The organism is Streptomyces sp. NPDC019443 (genome assembly GCF_044389785.1).
Lineage (GTDB): Bacteria > Actinomycetota > Actinomycetes > Streptomycetales > Streptomycetaceae > Streptomyces.
Window position 1 is genome coordinate 14210 of sequence record NZ_JBIRYJ010000012.1, and the last position, 17126, is coordinate 31335.

Below are 17126 nucleotides of genomic sequence, written 5' to 3' on the forward strand. Positions count from 1 at the left end.
CCGCGGGGCCCCGGGAACCCTCGGGGCCGGGGCGTGGGTCAGGACAAAGTAGTCTTGAGCGCATGCCCGAACGCCGTACCGTCGCCCTTGTCACTCTTGGCTGCGCCCGTAACGAGGTGGACTCGGAGGAGCTCGCAGGCCGCTTGGCAGCGGACGGCTGGGAGCTCGTCGAGGAAGCCGCTGACGCGGATGTCGCAGTCGTCAACACCTGCGGGTTCGTCGAGGCCGCCAAGAAGGACTCCGTCGACGCCCTGCTCGAAGCCAACGATCTCAAGGACCACGGCAAGACCCAGGCCGTGGTCGCGGTCGGCTGCATGGCCGAGCGGTACGGCAAGGAGCTGGCCGAAGCGCTGCCCGAGGCGGACGGCGTGCTCGGCTTCGACGACTACGCCGACATCTCCGACCGCCTCCAGACCATCCTGAACGGCGGCGTCCACGCCTCGCACACTCCGCGCGACCGCCGCAAGCTGCTGCCGCTGAGCCCGGTCGAACGGCAGGAGGCGTCCGATGTGGCGCTGCCCGGCCACGGCGACATCGCGCCCGCCCCCGAGGATCTTCCGGAGGGGGTCGCACCAGTCTCCGGGCCGCGTGCGCCCCTGCGCCGCCGTCTCGGCACCAGCCCCGTCGCCTCGGTGAAGCTCGCCTCCGGCTGCGACCGGCGTTGCTCCTTCTGCGCCATTCCGTCCTTCCGCGGCTCGTTCATCTCGCGGCGGCCCAGCGATGTCCTCGGCGAGACGCGCTGGCTGGCCGAGCAGGGCGTGAAGGAGGTCATGCTGGTCTCCGAGAACAACACCTCGTACGGCAAGGACCTCGGCGACATCCGTCTCCTGGAGACCCTGCTGCCGGAGCTGGCCGAGGTCGACGGCATCGAGCGGGTGCGGGTCAGCTATCTGCAGCCCGCCGAGATGCGGCCCGGGCTGATCGACGTCCTCACTTCGACGCCGAAGATCGCTCCGTACTTCGACCTGTCCTTCCAGCACTCCGCGCCGGGTGTGCTGCGCGCGATGCGGCGCTTCGGCGACACCGAGAGGTTCCTGGAGCTGCTGGCGACCATCCGCGGCAAGGCCCCGCAGGCGGGTGTGCGGTCCAACTTCATCGTCGGCTTCCCCGGCGAGACCGAGGCGGACTTCGCCGAGCTGGAAAGCTTCCTCACCGATGCGCGCCTGGATGCCATCGGCGTCTTCGGCTACTCCGACGAGGACGGCACCGAGGCCGTCTCGTACGACAACAAGCTGGACGCCGACGTCATCGCCGAGCGTCTTGAGCATCTGTCGCGGCTCGCGGAGGAGCTGACCGCGCAGCGCGCCGAGGAGCGGCTCGGCGAGGCCCTTGAGGTGCTGGTCGAGTCCGTGGACGGCGAGGACGGTGCGGTGGGCCGTGCGGCGCACCAGGCGCCGGAGACGGACGGGCAGGTGGTCTTCACTTCGAGCGAGGGGCTGGTGCCCGGTCGTATCGTCGTGGCAAAGGCCGTGGGTACGGAAGGCGTCGACCTGGTGGCCGAATGTCTTGAGGAGGTTGGCACATGACCGGAGTGCCGGCATCCGCGGGGGGCGGCACCGGCAGGCCCGCGCCCGGCGGCAAGCTGGGCGCTGCGGCCGTCAATCAGGCCAGCCTCTGGAACATCGCCAACATCCTCACCATGATCCGCCTGGCGCTCGTGCCCGGCTTCGTCATGCTGATGCTGCAGGACGGCGGATACGACCCGGCCTGGCGGGCCTGGGCGTGGGCGGCGTTCGCCGTCGCCATGATCACCGACATCTTCGACGGTCATCTGGCGCGGACGTACAACCTGGTCACCGACTTCGGGAAGATCGCCGACCCGATCGCCGACAAGGCGATCATGGCCGCCGGGCTGATCTGTCTGTCGGCGCTCGGGGATCTGCCGTGGTGGGTGACCGGAGTCATTCTCTTCCGTGAGCTCGGGATCACGCTGATGCGGTTCTGGGTGATCCGGCACGCGGTGATTCCGGCCAGTCGCGGCGGCAAGATGAAGACCCTCGCGCAGGGCACGGCGGTCGGGATGTATGTCCTGGCGCTGACCGGTGCGCTGGCCACCCTGCGCTTCTGGGTGATGGCGCTGGCCGTCGTGCTGACGGTGGTCACCGGTCTGGACTATGTGCGACAGGCGATCGTGCTGAGGCGCAGGGGACTGGCCGCCCAGCGGGCGGCGGCAGCCGACGAGGCGGGGAACAACGCCGGGAACGCCGGGAACGCCGGGAACGCAGGGAAAAAGCGGTGAAGACCGCGGCTCGGGTGCTGGCGCTGCTTGCGGAGCGTGGCGAGACGCTGGCCGTCGCCGAGTCGCTGACCGGCGGCCTGGTGGCCGCCGAGCTCACTTCTGTACCAGGTGCCTCGAAGTCCTTCCGCGGGTCCGTCACGGCGTACGCAACCACTCTCAAGAGGGATGTTCTCGGCGTCGACGGGACCCTCCTGGCGGAGCGCGGCGCGGTGGATCCCGAGGTCGCACGGCAGATGGCGGCGGGGGTACGGCAGGCGCTGGGCGCCGGCTGGGGCATCGCGACCACGGGTGTGGCCGGGCCGGAACCACAGGACGGGCAGCCCGTCGGGACGGTCTATCTGGCCGTCGCGGGGCCGGGCGGCGCCGGGAAAGTGGCCGAGTTGCGGTTGAACGGTGACCGGGCGGAAATCCGTAGAGAGAGTGTACGGAGCGTGCTCGAGCTGCTCTCGGGCGAACTGCACGACAATGCGCGGACACAGGATACGGAACAGAACGGGGGGACTTGATGTTTGCAGCCCTGAGTGAACACGACATCGCTCCCCGCACGGCCGCGGCACGAGGCGGTACGGTGGGGCGTGAAGGATGCGGCTACGCGGACCGAGGAGGGAGCCACCGATGATTCTGCTCCGTCGCCTGCTTGGTGACGTGCTGCGTCGGCAGCGCCAGCGCCAGGGCCGTACTCTGCGCGAAGTCTCCTCGTCCGCCCGGGTATCGCTCGGCTATCTCTCCGAGGTGGAGCGGGGGCAGAAGGAGGCTTCCTCCGAGCTGCTCTCCGCGATCTGCGACGCGCTTGACGTACGGATGTCCGAGCTCATGCGTGAAGTCAGCGACGAGCTGTCGTTGGCCGAGCTGGCCGAGTCGGCAGCGGCGAGTGAGCCAGTGCCTGCGCCAGTACGCCCGATGCTCAATTCCGTCTCCGTGACGTCGGTGGCGGGTGTGCCGACGGAGCGGGTGACGATCAAGGCGCCTGCGGAGGCGGTGGACGTCGTCGCCGCCTGATCCGTACGGCTCTGCACGGCTTCGTTTCAGCTGAGCCCCGGTCTACTGCCCCTGCGGGGCAGAGGGCCGGGGCTTTCGCTTTGTCGGCGAATGCTCGGTTTGGGGTACTTGTGCCATGGTGGACGGGTATCTGCGAACCGAGTGGAGGACATCGATGTCTGTCGTGAAGAGCCCTCTGAACGAGTCGGACCTCAAGACGGTCGGAGATGCGCTGAGGGGCGCGCTCGTCGACCTGGTGGATCTCTCACTGGTGGCGAAGCAGGTCCACTGGAATGTCGTCGGGCCCCGCTTCCGGTCCGTACATCTCCAGCTCGACGAGGTCGTGGACACGGCGCGGATGCACTCCGACACGGTGGCCGAGCGTGCGTCGGCGCTCGGGGTGACGCCGGACGGTCGGGCCGCGACGGTGGCGGCGCAGAGTGTGATCGGCGCGGTGCCGGAGGGCTTGATCAAGGACGTGGACGCCGTGCAGACCCTGGTGGACGCGCTCGGCGCGGTGATCGGGCGCATGCGGGAGCGGATCGCGGCGACCGGGGATCCGGATCCGGTGAGTCAGGATGTGCTGATAGGGCTCACGGCGGACCTTGAGAAGCACGCGTGGATGTTCCAGGCCGAGAGCCCGTAGGTGTTGGCGCTGCGGCTCCGGCACGTGGTCGGGGTCGCGGGCTGTCTGGAGTGAGGTGACCGGTGCCCCGCGCGCCGGGGTGTGCATCCGGTGCGCCCTCCCGGTGGGTGATCGCGCCGGTCTAGCGTGGGCCGGAGGAGGCAGCCATGGCAGTACGCGGTGTCGTCCTCGTGCCGGTGGTCGCCCTTGGGCTCGTGGCCGGCGGGCTGTGGTGGTGGGCCGTGCTGCGGCTGGTGCTCGTGCCGCAGCAGGCGGGGCTCGTCGAAGGGGCAGTGGCAGCAGGCGGGTGGGGGCTCAGCCTGCTGCCAGTGCATGTCACGGCGTCCCGTGGGGGCACGCGCGGTGGGATCACCAGGGCATCGCGACGCCGCCGTTCGGGCGGAGGATCTGGCCCGTCGTGAAGGCGGACGCGTCGGACGCCAGGTGGAGGACCGTATGGGCGATGTCCTCGGGCTCGCCGACGCGGCGGAGCGGGGAGATCCGGACCATCGCCGCCTCGGCCTTGTGCTGGAGCATGGCGTCGTGCCGGTCGGTCATGGGGGTGCGGATCCAGCCGGGGGCGACGGCGTTGACGCGGATGGAGTGCGGGCCGAGTTCGGTCGCGAGGGTCTTGGTGAGCTGGACGACTGCCGCTTTGGCAGCGCTGTAGCAGAGCAGACCCGCGTTCGCGGCGTCCACGGCGCCGGAGGCCATGGTGACGATGGAGCCGGGGGTGCCCGCGGCGATCATGGCGCGGGCCGACTCCTGGCAGGCGTACAGAATCCCTTTGAAGTTGACCGCGAGGACGCGGTCGAGGTCCTCGTCCCTTGTCTCCAGGACGGGGCTGCTGTGCATGATTCCGGCGATGGCGGCCAGGATGTCGAGCCGGCCGGTGCTCTCTATGTAGTCGATCGCGGCCTTGAGCTGGGCGCGGTCGGTGACGTCGAGGGGGTGGGTGTGCGCCGTGCCGCCCGCGTCGGCGATCTGGGTGCGTGTTTCGTGGAGGCCCTTCTCGTCGATGTCGGCGCAGTGGACGGTGGCTCCCGCCTCGGCGAGGAGGGCGGCCGAGGCGCGGCCTATGCCGCCGGCCGCGCCGGTGACGAACGCGGTGCGGCCGGTGAGGTCGTACGCCTTGAGGGGCATGCGGGGACGGTACGACTGGACCTGACGGGTCGTCAACTACTGGGCCCGGATTGGCAGCCCGGGCACCAGTAGGTGGGGCGTTCGCGGCTGCCGTCGCCCTGGTCGGCCTTACGGATCGAGGTCCCGCAGCGCAGGCATGGCTGGCCTTCGCGGCCGTAGACATGAAGCCGGGGGCCGGGGCGGCGGCCACTCGTGGCGCCTCGGCGGTCCATGGCCGTGGTGGTGCGGTCGAAGCGGTTCTTGTTCGCTTCCAGGAGTCGGTGGGCGGTGACGACGAGCCGTTGAGGAGTGTCGACGGGCAGCTCGCCGACGGGCAGCCAGGGCGTCACACGGGCCAGGAAGGCCAGCTCCGACTTGTAGACATTGCCGATTCCGGCGAGATTGCGCTGGTCGAGCAGGGCCTCGCCGAGGGGGCGGTCCGGGTCGGCGAGGAGGTTCGCGACGGCGGTGTCCGCGTCCCAGTCGGGGCCCAGCAGATCCGGGCCGAGATGGCCCACGGCCTTGGCCTCGTCGGCGGTGCGCAGCAGCTCCAGGACGGGGAGGCGGTAGCCGACGGCGGTGTGGTCGGCGTTGCCGAGGATCGCGCGGATCTGGTGCGCGGGGCCGCGCCAGCGTTCGCCGGAGCCGTACACCTGCCAGGAGCCGTCCATACGGAGGTGGGAGTGGAGTGTGAGGCCGCCCTCGATGCGGGTCAGCAGATGCTTGCCGCGCGGCGTGACGTCCAGGACGGCTCGCCCGGTGAGATCGGCGGTTGCGAAGCGCGGGACGCGGAGGTCGGACCGGGTGAGGACCTGCCCGGCGAGGGCGGTGTGCAGGCGCTGGGCGGTCAGCCAGACGGTGTCTCCTTCGGGCATGGCATCCATGATGGGGGTGGCGGGGGCGGCTGCGCCTCAGCCGGTGGGCGTCCCCCCCCGGACGGAGTCTGGGGGAGATTGAGGACATGCGGCCGAAGGTCCCATACGGGGGTCCGGGGCTGAGCCCCCCCACGCGGCGGAGCCGCAAATCGATACAGCGGGAAGGGGCGGGGAGGGCGGGGAAGGGCGAAGGCCCGCCGCGGGCGTCCGTCAGGGGCGCAACCGAATGCCTCTGGGGGTGGCGTGGAAGCCCGCCGTCTCCAGGACGCGGGCCAGCGGCGAGGTGAGCGCCGGTATGCCGTTGGCGCGCTCGACGGTGACCGTGCCGAGCGCGCCCGCCCGGGCCGCGTGTGCCAGCGCCTCGACCGCCGCATGGAGCGCGGCGGAGTCCGGGTCGGTCGCCCAGGCCAGCAGAGTCTTGCCGCCGCGCTCCATGTACAGCGTGAGCTCTCCGTCGACCAGGACGACCAGGGAGCCCGCCTTCCGGCCGGGCTTGTGGCCGGCGCCGGTCGGAGGCTCGGGCCAGGGCAGCGCCGCGCCGTACGCATTGGCGGGGTCGGCGGCGGCCAGCACCACGGCGTGCGGCGCCGTCTGCCCGTCGGCCCGGTCTCTCGCCGTGGCCGCGGCACGGAGGCGGTCGACCGCGCCGTCCATCGCGAACTGGGCCGCGCCCAGCCCCTCCACCACATAGCCGCGCCGCGCCTGACCGCTGTCCTCGAAGGCGGAGAGGATGCGGTACGTGGCCGAGAAGCCGCCTTCCACGCCCTCGGCCGCCACTGCGCCCCGGGTCACCACGCCATGGCGGTCCAGCAGGGTGCGGGCGAGGGCGTGCGCCCGGTGGGTCGGATCGGGCTCGGCGGTCGGCAGCAGTGACCAGCGCCCGCTCACCGTCGGTGGCCCGGTACGGGAAGCGGGACGGGCGGCCCCCGTCAGGCTGCCGTACCGCCCGCGTGGCACCGTTCGTTTGGCGCGATGGGCCGTCGACCCTGCGGTCCGGCCCGAGCCGAGCAGCGAACGCAGCGGCGCCAGGGTGTCGTTGGTGAGCCGACCGGACCAGGCCAGGTCCCAGACGGCGTCGGCCAGTTGGGGATCGGTGGCGTCGGGGTGGGTGGTGACCCTGACCTGGTCGGCGATCTGACGGAAGAACAGGCCGTAGCCGGGGGACAGGGCGCTGAGCACGGACTCGTGGAGCGCGGTGAGTTCCAGCGGATGGGGCTGCGGCAGGAGCAGGGGTGCGGCGTCGGCGAGGTAGAGGGAGATCCAGCCGTCCTTGCCGGGCAGCGAGCCCGCTCCTGCCCAGACGACCTCGCCGGTCGTGGTCAGTTCGTCCAGGAGACCGGGAGCGTACCCAAGGACGCGGGACGGGAGGATCAGCTTCTCGAGGGCGGAGGCCGGGACCGCGGCCCCCTGGAGCTGCTCGACCGCGCGGGCAAGGCCGTCGATGCCGCGCAGGCTGTTGCTGCCCATGTGCTGCCACTTCGGGAGGAACGTCGCGAGCGCGGCGGGCGGGACCGGCTCCAGCTCATGGCGCAGCGCTGCCAGCGAGCGGCGGCGCAGCCGGCGCAGCACGGTCGCGTCGCACCATTCCTGGCCGATGCCGGAGGGGTGGAACTCGCCCTGTACGACCCGCCCGTTCGCCGCGAGCCGTTGCAGCGCGCCCTCTGTGACGGCCACGCCGAGGCCGAAGCGAGCCGCCGCCTGGGTCGAGGTGAACGGCCCGTGCGTACGCGCGAACCGGGCGAGGAGGTCGCCGAGCGGGTCCTTGACCGGCTCGGTGAAAGCCTCCGGCACGCCCACCGGGAGCGCCGTGCCCAGCGCGTCGCGCAGCCGGCCCGCGTCCTCGACCGCAGCCCAGTGGTCGGCGCCCGCGATCCTGACCCGGATGGCGCGGCGCGATGCGGCCAGGTCCCGCGGCCACTCAGGGTCGCCGCCGCGCTCGGTCAACTCGGCGTCGGTCAGCGGGCCGAGGACCCGCAGCAGGTCGGCAACGCCCTCCTCGTCCTTGATCCGGCGGTCCTCGGTGAGCCATTGCAGCTCCCGCTCCAGCTCGGTCAGCACCTCGGGGTCGAGCAGTTCGCGCAACTCGGCCTGGCCGAGCAGCTCTGCGAGCAGCCGGGAGTCGAGGGAGAGGGCCGCGGCGCGCCGCTCGGCAAGGGGCGAGTCCCCCTCGTACAGGAACTGCGCGACATAGCCGAAGAGCAGCGAGCGGGCGAATGGCGAGGGCTCGGGCGTGGTGACCTCGACCAGCCTGACCCGGCGGGACTCGATGTCGCCCATCAGCTCCGTCAGCCCCGGGACGTCGAACACGTCCTGGAGGCACTCGCGGACCGCTTCGAGGACGATCGGGAAGGACCCGAACTCGCTCGCCACCTGGAGCAGTTGGGCCGCGCGCTGGCGCTGCTGCCACAGCGGGGTGCGCTTGCCGGGATTGCGCCGGGGCAGCAGCAGCGCACGCGCGGCGCACTCCCGGAACCGGGAGGCGAACAGCGCGGAGCCGCCCACCTGGTCGGTGACGATCTGATTGATTTCCCCCTTGTCGAAGACGGTGTCCGCCGCGCCGACCGGGGCCTGCTCGCTGTCGAATGTCGTGTCGAGGTGGACCGGGTCCTGGTCGAGCAGGTCCAGGCCCATCAGATCGGCGTCGGGCAGCCGCAGGACGATGCCGTCGTCGGCGTGCATGACCTGCGCGTCCATGCCGTACCGCTCGCCGAGCCGGGCGCCGAGCGCCAGCGCCCACGGGGCGTGCACCTGGGCGCCGAACGGGGAGTGGATGACGACCCGCCAGTCGCCCAGCTCGTCCCGGAAACGCTCGACGAGGATCGTCCGGTCGTCGGGGACATGGCCGCACGCACGGCGCTGCTCGTCCAGATAGCCGAGGACATTGTCGGCAGCCCAGGCGTCGAGGCCGGCAGCCAGCAGGCGCAGCCGGGCGTCCTCGGTGCTCAGGCCGCCGACCTCCCGCAGGAACGCGCCCACCGCGCGGCCCAGTTCGAGCGGACGGCCCAGCTGGTCGCCCTTCCAGAACGGGAGCCGACCCGGCACCCCGGGGGCGGGCGAGACCAGCACCCGGTCGCGGGTGATGTCCTCGATACGCCAGGAGGTGGTGCCGAGGGTGAAGACATCGCCCACCCGGGACTCGTACACCATTTCCTCGTCCAGCTCGCCGACCCGGCCGCCGCCCTTCTTGGGATCCGCCCCGGCGAGGAACACCCCGAACAGTCCGCGGTCCGGGATGGTGCCGCCGGAGGTGACCGCGAGGCGCTGCGCCCCCGGCCGGCCGGTGACCGTACCGGCGACGCGGTCCCACACCACGCGAGGGCGCAACTCGGCGAAGGCATCGGAGGGATAGCGCCCGGCGAGCATGTCGAGGACGGCGGTGAAGGCCGACTCGGGGAGCGAGGCGAACGGCGCGGCCCGGCGCGCCAGCGCCAGCAGATCGTCGACCTGCCAGGTGTCCAGGGCGACCATGGCGACCAGCTGCTGGGCCAGTACGTCCAGGGGGTTGGACGGGATGCGCAGCGCTTCGATCGAGCCGCTGCGCATCCGCTCGGTGACCACCGCCGCCTGCACCAGGTCGCCGCGGTACTTGGGAAAGACGACACCCGTGGAGACCGCGCCCACCTGGTGTCCCGCGCGGCCGACCCGCTGCAGGCCGGAGGCGACGGACGGCGGTGACTCGACCTGGACGACCAGATCCACCGCGCCCATGTCGATGCCCAGCTCCAGGCTGGAGGTGGCGACGACGGCGGGCAGCCGGCCCGCTTTGAGGTCCTCTTCGACCAGGGCGCGCTGTTCCTTGGAGACCGAGCCGTGGTGCGCGCGGGCAAGGAGGGCCGGTGCGCCCTGTGCGGCCCCCGACTGCGCCATGATCTCGGCCGGTGGTGCCCCTTCGGGCATAGCCTGGCCCGTGGCACGCTCGTACGCGATCTCGTTGAGGCGGTTGCACAGCCGCTCGGCGAGGCGGCGGGAGTTGGCGAAGACGATCGTCGAGCGGTGCGCCTGGACGAGGTCGGCGATCTTCTCCTCGACATGCGGCCAGATCGACGGCTTCTCTCCGCCGTCCGACTCCGAGGCGGGGGAGCCGCCCAATTCGCCCAGATCCTCCACCGGTACGACCACGGACAGGTCGAACTCCTTGCCCGAGGGCGGCTGGACGATCTCCACCTTGCGCAGTGGCGAGAGATAGCGGGCCACCTCGTCCACCGGCCGCACCGTCGCCGACAGGCCGATCCGCCGGGCAGGGCGCGGCAGCAGCTCGTCGAGGCGCTCCAGCGATACGGCGAGATGTGCGCCCCGCTTCGTCCCCGCAACGGCGTGCACCTCGTCCAGGATCACCGTCTCGATGCCCGCCAGTGCGTCGCGGGTCGAGGAGGTGAGCATCAGGAACAGCGACTCGGGTGTCGTGATCAGGATGTCCGGCGGCTTGGTGGCCAGGGAGCGCCGCTCGGCGGCCGGGGTGTCGCCCGAGCGGATGCCGACTCGCACCTCCGGCTCAGGCAGCCCGAGCCGCACCGACTCCTGCCGGATTCCGGTGAGCGGACTGCGGAGGTTGCGCTCCACATCGACTGCGAGGGCCTTGAGCGGAGACACATACAGCACGCGGCAGCGCATCTTCGGGTCCGCGGGCGGTGGGGCGGACGCCAGCCGGTCCAGCGCGGCGAGGAACGCTGCCAGGGTCTTGCCGGAGCCCGTCGGGGCCACGACCAGCACGTCCGAGCCCTCCCCGATGGCCTGCCAGGCGCCCTCCTGCGCGGCGGTGGGCGCGCTGAAGGCTCCCGTGAACCAGCTCCGGGTCGCGGGAGAGAAGGAGTCGAGCGCAGTCCTGGCCATGCCCCCCATCGTGCACCGCACCACTGACAATCAGCTGTCCAGGTCATGGACGCGCGGGTCAGCGGCGAGGGCCACCGGGGGACAATGGCCGGATGGGACGGCTGACGGAGCACGAGTGGGCGAGGCACTGGCAGTACGAGGAGCTGCCGGGCCTCGATCTGCTGCGCGCCCGCTACGTCCGGCACACCTTCCCCCGCCACAGCCACGAGGGCTTCACCTTCGGCGCGGTCACCGGCGGGGTCGAGGACGTGAGCCTGCCGGAGGGCCTTGTCCGGGCGGGCCCCGGCACGGTTGTCATGATCAACCCGGAGGTGCCGCACTCCGCCCGGGCCGGCGTTCCTGAAGGCTGGACGTACTCGACCCTCTACCCCTCCGTGGAGCTCGTCTCGGAGATCGGGGGAGCGTTCACCAGCCTGCGCGGCACCCCGGGATTCGCCGAGACGATCGTCGAGGACCCGCAGACCGCCCAGTTGATACGCGGCGTGCACCGGGCGGCGGAGGAAGGCAACGCGCTCGCCGCCGACAGCCTGCTGCGGATCGCCGTCGCCCGGATGCTGGGCCGTTACGGCAGCGCTCTCCCCTCGCGTACGCCCCAGGCCTCGGGCGCCCGCACGGCCGCCCTTGCCAAGCAGCTCCTCGAGGAGCGGATGGGTGAGCCGCCCTCCCTGGAGGGGCTTGCGAAGGAGCTCGGCACGAGCCCCTTCGCGCTGCTGCGTGCCTTCAAGGCTTCGTACGGTATGCCGCCCCACACCTGGCTCACCGATGCGCGCGTGCGGCGCGCGCGCCGCCTTCTGGACGCCGGGACCGCGCCCGCCGATGCGGCCGTCGCCGTCGGATTCACCGACCAGCCGCATCTGAACCGGCACTTCACGCGGATCGTCGGCGTCCCGCCCGGCGCGTACCGCAGAGAGCGCGCAAGAACGTACAAGACCGCCGGTGAGCGCCCCGCGTAGCGTCGAAGGCGTGGCAGAACAGACAGCTCATCCAGAGTCTCTCCCGAAGACTCCCGCAGGGATATCCGCAGCCGCCGCTGAGCGGGTGCCCAAGCCGGATTCGGCGGTCGTGCGCGACGCGCTCGGCGTCGGCATCGCCGTCGGCCTGTCCGGATTCGCCTTTGGCGTGACTTCCGCCGGCGCAGGCCTCAGTCTCCTGCAGACCTGCGCGCTCAGCCTGCTGGTCTTCACCGGCGCCTCGCAGTTCGCACTGGTCGGCGCGCTCGCGGCCGGCGGCAACCCGCTCGCCGCCGCGGCCGGCGCCTTCTTCCTCGGCGTACGCAACGCCTTCTACGGGCTGCGGCTGTCGCAGCTTCTCGCCCTGCCGCGCTTCGTACGCCCCCTCGCCGCGCACTGGGTCATCGACGAGACCACGGCCGTCGCCCTCGCCCAGCCCACGCGGCGCGCCGCGCGCCTCGGCTTCACCGTCACCGGGCTGACGCTCTACGTCCTGTGGAACCTGACCACGCTCGGCGGGGTGCTGGGCGCCGAGGCCCTCGGCGACACGGACGCGTGGGGTCTGGACGCCGCGGGCCCGGCAGTCTTCCTCGCGCTCCTCGCGCCGATGCTCCGCACGACGACCGAGCGAGCAGTCGCCGGGCTCGCCGTGGTGCTGGGGCTCGCGTTCCTGCCGGTGCTGCCCGCCGGGGTGCCGGTGTTGGTGGCCGCGCTGGCAGCCCCCGCCGTCCTGTGGTTCAAGGGACGGGCTATAGCCCGCAGCAATGCAGACCGTACGAAGGGTGAGGACCGATGAGCATCTGGATCGCGATCGCGGTGACCGCCGTCGGCTGCTACCTCGTCAAGCTGGCCGGCCTGCTGGTACCGGCCGGCGCCCTTGAACGCCCCCTCGTCCAGCGGCTCGCCGCGCTCCTTCCCGTCGCCCTGCTGGCCGCGCTCACCGCGCAACAGACGTTCAGCACCGACAGTTCCCTCGTCCTCGACGCACGGGCGGCAGGACTTGCGGCCGCGGCGCTCGCGCTGGTGCTGCGCGCCCCCTTCCTGGTGGTCGTCGGGGCCGCGGTGGCAGTCACGGCGGGCGTGCGCGCGCTCGGCGGCTGAGCCGGGGGACGGACCGGGGGGTCAGGCGATCGCGCGGCCGTGTGCCCGCAGCGTCCGCAGCGCCTCGATGGTCACGATCGGCCGCGCCTCCAGGGCGGTGCCGGGTGCCCACTGCCGCCAGTTGACCGGCCAGCCGCCGTCCTCGCGCTGCTCGCTCGCGAGATGCTCCAGCGAGCGCGCCATCTCCTCGTCGGTGAACCAGCGGCGGGCGAGTGACTGGGGAGTACGGGCGTAGTCGTACGGGTAGTGGCGCTCGCCCGCCGCATAGCCGGGGGCGAGCGGGTACTCCTCGAGCCGGTCCGGGTCGAGGACCGCCAGGCCCTGCTCGCGCACCAGCCGGCCGAGCCGGTCCGCAGCGGCCTCGGCGCGCGAGCGGTCCGGGACCCCGTCCAGGAAGGCGACCGCGGCCTCGATCTCGTACGGATGGGACTTCTCAAGCCCTGCGACGGCGGCCCAGCAGAAGTCCGTGGCCCTGAACAGCCAGGCGTGCCATACCTGATTGCGGTGCAGCAGCCCGACCACCGGGCCCGTCGCGAGCAGCTCGCTGGGAGGGTCGTCGACGATCGGGATGAACGGCGCAGACGGATAGCCGCGCTGGGAGGGGTGGATCGCGGGCAGCGCCCCGTCGTGCGTCGACACCTCGGTGAGATAGCGGCACATCCGCTCCACCCGCAGTCCGCCGCAGCGGCCGATGGAGTCGAGGATGCGCAGGGCGTGCGCGGTGTGCAGCGGCTGGCTGACCGGACCTCGCAGATCGGGTTCGAGGGCGTGGCCGTAGCCGCCGTCCTCATTGAGGTACGCGGCCAGGGCGGTCTCGACGGTTTCCGAGCCGCCGCCCAGGAAGTGGTACTCGAACCGCCGCTGCTCCAGAACCCGGGCAGTCAGCCAGATGAACTGCTCGGCGCGGGCGAGGGGTGACGCGAGCGGGGGCGAGGGGGTTGCTCCGGTTCCAGCCATGTTCCGACCGTAGGGCGGAAAGGGCTTTCGGCAAGCCGGAGGGACACGGCTGCACCCCCAGGGGCGGGATACTGACGTCATGCGGTTGACGATTTTCTGGGAGCGGATGGCGGACCACTTCGGTCAGGCCTACGCCGATTCCTTCGCGCGCGACCATGTGATGGCCGAGCTCGGGGGCCGTACGGTGCATGAGGCGCTGGCCGCCGGCTGGGAGGCGAAGGACGTATGGCGCGGGGTCTGCGCCGCGGTGGGCGTCCCGGCCGACAAGCAGTGAGACCGGTGGGTGACACTGGATCTCGTGGCCGAGACTGACAAGACCGAGCAGGACACGCACGCTCAGGACGTGGCCCCGCCGAACGCCCCGCCTCCCGCACAGGCGGGCGGATCCCACGGTCCGGCCCGCATGCCTCGCTGGCTTCCGCGCGCCATGGTGTTCGCGCTGGCCCTGTACGCCTGCTTCCAGCTCGGCAGCTGGGCCTTCCACCAGCTCATCGGGCTGCTGATCAATATCCTGATCGCCTTCTTCCTGGCGCTGGCGATCGAGCCGGCGGTGGGCAGGATGGCGGCCCGTGGCATGCGCCGCGGCCTTGCCACCTTCATCGTCTTCTTCGCCGTGATCGCTGTGGGCGTCGGCTTCGTCGTCCTACTCGGCTCGATGCTGGCGGGCCAGATCGTCGACATGGTCGAGGACTTCCCCAAGTACCTCGACTCGGTGATCCGCTGGATCAACAGCACCTTCCACACCGACCTCTCACGGGTCGAGGTCCAGGACAGCGTGCTGCGCTCGGACTGGCTGCGGAAGTACGTCCAGAACAGCGCGAGCGGTGTCCTGGACATCTCCGCCACCGTGCTCGGCGGACTGTTCAAGCTGCTGACGATCTTCTTGTTCTCGTTCTACTTCGCCGCCGACGGGCCCCGGCTGCGCCGCGCGCTCTGCTCCGTACTGCCGCCGACCAAGCAGACCGAGGTGCTGCGCGCCTGGGAGATCGCCGTCGACAAGACGGGCGGCTACCTCTACTCGCGCGGCCTGATGGCGCTGATCTCCGGCGTCGCGCACTACATCCTGCTGGAGATCCTGGGTGTGCCGTACGCCCCGGCGCTCGCTGTCTGGGTCGGCCTGGTCTCGCAGTTCATCCCGACCATCGGCACGTATCTGGCGGGCGCGCTGCCGATGCTGATCGCCTTCACCGTCGATCCCTGGTACGCGCTATGGGTGCTCGGATTCGTCGTGGTCTACCAGCAGTTCGAGAACTACGTGCTGCAGCCCAAGCTCACGTCCAAGACGGTCGACATTCACCCCGCGGTGGCTTTCGGCTCGGTCGTCGCGGGCACGGCGCTGCTGGGGCCGGTCGGCGCGCTGATCGCGATCCCGGCGATCGCCACGCTCCAGGCGTTCCTCGGCGCGTATGTGAAGCGGTACGCCGTGACGGACGACCCGCGCGTCCACGGCCACCGGCGGCGCGGCGGGGGCAAGGCCCTCGCGCGGCTGCGCGGTGTGCTCCGCGCGAAACGGGACCAGGCGTCGCCCCCCGGGGACGGCGCCTGAGATGGCGGGGCGGAGTTCCGGCACCCGGTTGTGACGGAGCGCTGTAGTTGACGGGCTTCGCCAACTACAGCGCTCAGAACTCGGCTTGCTCGTCGGTCGTCGAGGGAGCGGTTCCCGTCGGCCGACGCACGAGCGTCAGTGGGCCGGAACCAGCTTGGGGTTCGGGCCGTGGCTGTTCTCGTGCGGCTTGCCGTCACTGGCCAGGAACACCAGCAGGATGATCGCGCCCACGAACGGGACCAGCCCGATGAGCAGCCACCAGCCCGACCGGTCGGTGTCGTGCAGCCGACGAACGGCGACACCGAGGCTGGGCAGGAGCACGACGAGGCTGTAGATCGCCCCGAGGATCGGGCTCGTGCCGGCGACATTGTCGATGATCGACAGCACGATGCTGATGATCACGCTGAACAGGACGAACATCCAGTACTCCTGGCGGCGTGCCCGCCCGCTGAATACCGCATATTTCTTGAGTACGTCCACATACCAGTGCACTGCGTCCCCCCAAAGGATCGCGATTGGGGCCCGTCCTCATGGACCAGGCCGAGCAGAACCTATGTGGCTTGAAGTGTGCGGGTCAAACCGTTACCTAAGGACGGCCGGACCCGGGCTGCGCGGTGCGCTTGACACCAAAATCGAACATCCATTCTCATGGGATTTCGGCTTCGGTTTCCGGGAGTTATCCACAGGCTGGACGGACGTCGGGGCCCATTGTCAGTGGCAGGGGTTAGCGTCTTTGACGTGAAGCGATCGACTCAAGCAAATCGGGTGGAACCCATGGCAGGAACCGACCGCGAGAAGGCGCTCGACGCCGCGCTCGCACAGATTGAACGGCAATTCGGCAAGGGCGCGGTGATGCGCCTGGGCGAGCGGCCGAACGAGCCCATCGAGGTCATCCCCACCGGGTCGACCGCGCTCGACGTCGCGCTCGGCGTCGGCGGCCTGCCGCGCGGCCGTGTAGTGGAGGTGTACGGCCCGGAGTCCTCCGGCAAGACGACCCTCACGCTGCACGCCGTGGCGAACGCCCAGAAGGCGGGCGGCGCGGTGGCCTTCGTGGACGCGGAGCACGCCCTTGACCCGGAGTACGCGAAGAAGCTCGGCGTCGACATCGACAACCTGATCCTGTCTCAGCCGGACAACGGCGAGCAGGCGCTCGAGATCGTCGACATGCTCGTCCGCTCCGGCGCGCTGGACCTGATCGTCATCGACTCCGTCGCGGCTCTGGTGCCGCGTGCGGAGATCGAGGGCGAGATGGGCGACTCGCACGTCGGTCTGCAGGCGCGGCTGATGAGCCAGGCGCTCCGGAAGATCACCAGTGCGCTGAACCAGTCGAAGACCACGGCGATCTTCATCAACCAGCTCCGCGAGAAGATCGGCGTGATGTTCGGCTCGCCGGAGACGACGACTGGTGGCCGCGCGCTGAAGTTCTACGCATCGGTGCGGCTCGACATCCGTCGTATCGAGACCCTCAAGGACGGCACCGACGCGGTCGGCAACCGCACCCGCGTCAAGGTCGTCAAGAACAAGGTCGCGCCGCCGTTCAAGCAGGCCGAGTTCGACATCCTCTACGGGCAGGGCATCAGCCGCGAGGGCGGTCTGATCGACATGGGCGTGGAGCACGGCTTCGTCCGGAAGGCGGGTGCCTGGTACACGTACGAGGGCGACCAGCTCGGCCAGGGCAAGGAGAACGCCCGTAACTTCCTGAAGGACAACCCCGATCTCGCCAATGAGATCGAGAAGAAGATCAAGGAGAAGCTGGGCGTCGGCGTAAGGCCGGAGGCCCCGGCGGCCGAGCCCGGCGCGGACGCCGCCGGCGCCGGTGCGGCAGCTCCGGCCGAGGACGCGGCGAAGTCAGCGCCCGCGTCCAAGGCCAAGTCGGCCAAGACGGCGGCGGCCAAGGGCTAGC

Annotated in this window: 17 protein-coding genes; 12 read left to right on the forward strand and 5 right to left on the reverse strand. The window is 71.0% G+C overall.

What is annotated here, in order from left to right:
* The first annotated feature begins 62 nt into the window (after positions 1-62).
* The 6 genes from rimO to ACH492_RS29530 all read left to right on the forward strand — a co-directional run bounded on the left by rimO (position 63) and on the right by ACH492_RS29530 (position 4264).
* Positions 63-1526, forward strand: coding sequence for a 30S ribosomal protein S12 methylthiotransferase RimO (gene rimO / locus ACH492_RS29505; RefSeq protein WP_398990853.1), 1464 nt, complete (start codon positions 63-65; stop codon positions 1524-1526).
* The gene (pgsA, locus tag ACH492_RS29510) at positions 1523-2239 is read left to right on the forward strand and encodes a CDP-diacylglycerol--glycerol-3-phosphate 3-phosphatidyltransferase (protein WP_398990855.1); all 717 of its coding nucleotides are present in this window, start codon (positions 1523-1525) and stop codon (positions 2237-2239) included. Before rimO ends, pgsA begins: the two co-directional genes overlap by 4 nt.
* Positions 2236-2745 (forward strand): CinA family protein, encoded by a 510-nt coding sequence (locus ACH492_RS29515; RefSeq protein WP_398990857.1) that lies wholly within the window; start codon positions 2236-2238, stop codon positions 2743-2745. Before pgsA ends, ACH492_RS29515 begins: the two co-directional genes overlap by 4 nt.
* A 109-nt stretch (positions 2746-2854) precedes the next feature.
* The gene (locus ACH492_RS29520; RefSeq protein ID WP_019889909.1) at positions 2855-3238 is read left to right on the forward strand and encodes a helix-turn-helix domain-containing protein; all 384 of its coding nucleotides are present in this window, start codon (positions 2855-2857) and stop codon (positions 3236-3238) included.
* 154 nt (positions 3239-3392) lie between these two features.
* A complete protein-coding gene (locus ACH492_RS29525; RefSeq protein WP_398990859.1) occupies positions 3393-3863 on the forward strand; it encodes a Dps family protein in 471 nt (156 codons plus the stop codon).
* Between the two features lie 146 nt (positions 3864-4009).
* Positions 4010-4264 carry a hypothetical protein gene (locus ACH492_RS29530; RefSeq protein ID WP_398990861.1) on the forward strand — a complete coding sequence of 85 codons (255 nt, stop codon included), beginning with the start codon at positions 4010-4012 and terminating at the stop codon, positions 4262-4264.
* Here the strand turns inward: ACH492_RS29530 and ACH492_RS29535 are convergent.
* The 3 genes from ACH492_RS29535 to ACH492_RS29545 all read right to left on the reverse strand — a co-directional run bounded on the left by ACH492_RS29535 (position 4212) and on the right by ACH492_RS29545 (position 10669).
* Positions 4212-4985 carry an SDR family NAD(P)-dependent oxidoreductase gene (locus ACH492_RS29535; RefSeq protein ID WP_398990863.1) on the reverse strand — a complete coding sequence of 258 codons (774 nt, stop codon included), beginning with the start codon at positions 4983-4985 and terminating at the stop codon, positions 4212-4214. The genes ACH492_RS29530 and ACH492_RS29535 overlap by 53 nt on opposite strands.
* Positions 4986-5017: 32 nt before the next feature.
* On the reverse strand, positions 5018-5839 hold the full coding sequence (locus ACH492_RS29540) for an Fpg/Nei family DNA glycosylase (protein WP_398990865.1): 822 nt from the start codon (positions 5837-5839) through the stop codon (positions 5018-5020).
* 210 nt (positions 5840-6049) lie between these two features.
* Positions 6050-10669: an ATP-dependent helicase gene (locus tag ACH492_RS29545; protein WP_398990867.1), complete on the reverse strand. Its 4620-nt coding sequence runs from the start codon at positions 10667-10669 to the stop codon at positions 6050-6052.
* 92 nt (positions 10670-10761) lie between these two features.
* Here ACH492_RS29545 and ACH492_RS29550 point away from each other — a divergent pair, with 92 nt between their 5' ends.
* From ACH492_RS29550 to ACH492_RS29560, 3 genes are read left to right on the forward strand one after another with little or no spacing between them, the layout of a single operon-like run.
* Entirely contained in the window at positions 10762-11622 is an 861-nt protein-coding gene (locus tag ACH492_RS29550) for an AraC family ligand binding domain-containing protein (RefSeq protein ID WP_398990869.1), read from the forward strand.
* Between the two features lie 10 nt (positions 11623-11632).
* Complete coding sequence (locus ACH492_RS29555; RefSeq protein WP_398990871.1) at positions 11633-12415, forward strand: AzlC family ABC transporter permease; 783 nt, start codon at positions 11633-11635, stop codon at positions 12413-12415.
* Positions 12412-12720, forward strand: coding sequence for an AzlD domain-containing protein (locus tag ACH492_RS29560; RefSeq protein ID WP_398990873.1), 309 nt, complete (start codon positions 12412-12414; stop codon positions 12718-12720). Before ACH492_RS29555 ends, ACH492_RS29560 begins: the two co-directional genes overlap by 4 nt.
* Before the next feature lie 21 nt (positions 12721-12741).
* Here the strand turns inward: ACH492_RS29560 and ACH492_RS29565 are convergent, their stop codons facing one another.
* The gene (locus tag ACH492_RS29565; protein ID WP_398990874.1) at positions 12742-13677 is read right to left on the reverse strand and encodes a hypothetical protein; all 936 of its coding nucleotides are present in this window, start codon (positions 13675-13677) and stop codon (positions 12742-12744) included.
* Positions 13678-13756: 79 nt separating this feature from the next.
* Between ACH492_RS29565 and ACH492_RS29570 the strand changes: the two genes are divergently transcribed.
* Both ACH492_RS29570 and ACH492_RS29575 read left to right on the forward strand, forming a co-directional pair.
* A complete protein-coding gene (locus ACH492_RS29570; protein ID WP_307660730.1) occupies positions 13757-13951 on the forward strand; it encodes a DUF3046 domain-containing protein in 195 nt (64 codons plus the stop codon).
* A gap of 24 nt (positions 13952-13975) precedes the next feature.
* Positions 13976-15223, forward strand: coding sequence for an AI-2E family transporter (locus tag ACH492_RS29575; protein WP_398990876.1), 1248 nt, complete (start codon positions 13976-13978; stop codon positions 15221-15223).
* 135 nt (positions 15224-15358) lie between these two features.
* Here the strand turns inward: ACH492_RS29575 and ACH492_RS29580 are convergent, their stop codons facing one another.
* Complete coding sequence (locus tag ACH492_RS29580) at positions 15359-15715, reverse strand: DUF805 domain-containing protein (RefSeq protein WP_398990878.1); 357 nt, start codon at positions 15713-15715, stop codon at positions 15359-15361.
* 282 nt (positions 15716-15997) lie between these two features.
* Here ACH492_RS29580 and recA point away from each other — a divergent pair, with 282 nt between their 5' ends.
* Complete coding sequence (gene recA / locus ACH492_RS29585) at positions 15998-17125, forward strand: recombinase RecA (protein WP_398990880.1); 1128 nt, start codon at positions 15998-16000, stop codon at positions 17123-17125.
* The last annotated feature ends 1 nt before the right edge of the window (position 17126 follow it).

Excerpts from the sequence above, each read along its gene's own strand:
- ACH492_RS29520 (WP_019889909.1), top strand. The coding sequence starts at position 2,855 with ATGATTCTGCTCCGTCGCCTGCTTGGTGACGTGCTGCGTCGGCAGCGC.
- ACH492_RS29570 (WP_307660730.1), top strand. The coding sequence starts at position 13,757 with ATGCGGTTGACGATTTTCTGGGAGCGGATGGCGGACCACTTCGGTCAG.
- ACH492_RS29535 (WP_398990863.1), bottom strand. The coding sequence starts at position 4,985 with ATGCCCCTCAAGGCGTACGACCTCACCGGCCGCACCGCGTTCGTCACC.
- ACH492_RS29565 (WP_398990874.1), bottom strand. The coding sequence starts at position 13,677 with ATGGCTGGAACCGGAGCAACCCCCTCGCCCCCGCTCGCGTCACCCCTC.
- ACH492_RS29550 (WP_398990869.1), top strand. The coding sequence starts at position 10,762 with ATGGGACGGCTGACGGAGCACGAGTGGGCGAGGCACTGGCAGTACGAG.
- ACH492_RS29545 (WP_398990867.1), bottom strand. The coding sequence starts at position 10,669 with ATGGCCAGGACTGCGCTCGACTCCTTCTCTCCCGCGACCCGGAGCTGG.
- ACH492_RS29560 (WP_398990873.1), top strand. The coding sequence starts at position 12,412 with ATGAGCATCTGGATCGCGATCGCGGTGACCGCCGTCGGCTGCTACCTC.
- ACH492_RS29525 (WP_398990859.1), top strand. The coding sequence starts at position 3,393 with ATGTCTGTCGTGAAGAGCCCTCTGAACGAGTCGGACCTCAAGACGGTC.
- recA (WP_398990880.1), top strand. The coding sequence starts at position 15,998 with ATGGCAGGAACCGACCGCGAGAAGGCGCTCGACGCCGCGCTCGCACAG.
- ACH492_RS29540 (WP_398990865.1), bottom strand. The coding sequence starts at position 5,839 with ATGCCCGAAGGAGACACCGTCTGGCTGACCGCCCAGCGCCTGCACACC.
- ACH492_RS29530 (WP_398990861.1), top strand. The coding sequence starts at position 4,010 with ATGGCAGTACGCGGTGTCGTCCTCGTGCCGGTGGTCGCCCTTGGGCTC.
- pgsA (WP_398990855.1), top strand. The coding sequence starts at position 1,523 with ATGACCGGAGTGCCGGCATCCGCGGGGGGCGGCACCGGCAGGCCCGCG.
- rimO (WP_398990853.1), top strand. The coding sequence starts at position 63 with ATGCCCGAACGCCGTACCGTCGCCCTTGTCACTCTTGGCTGCGCCCGT.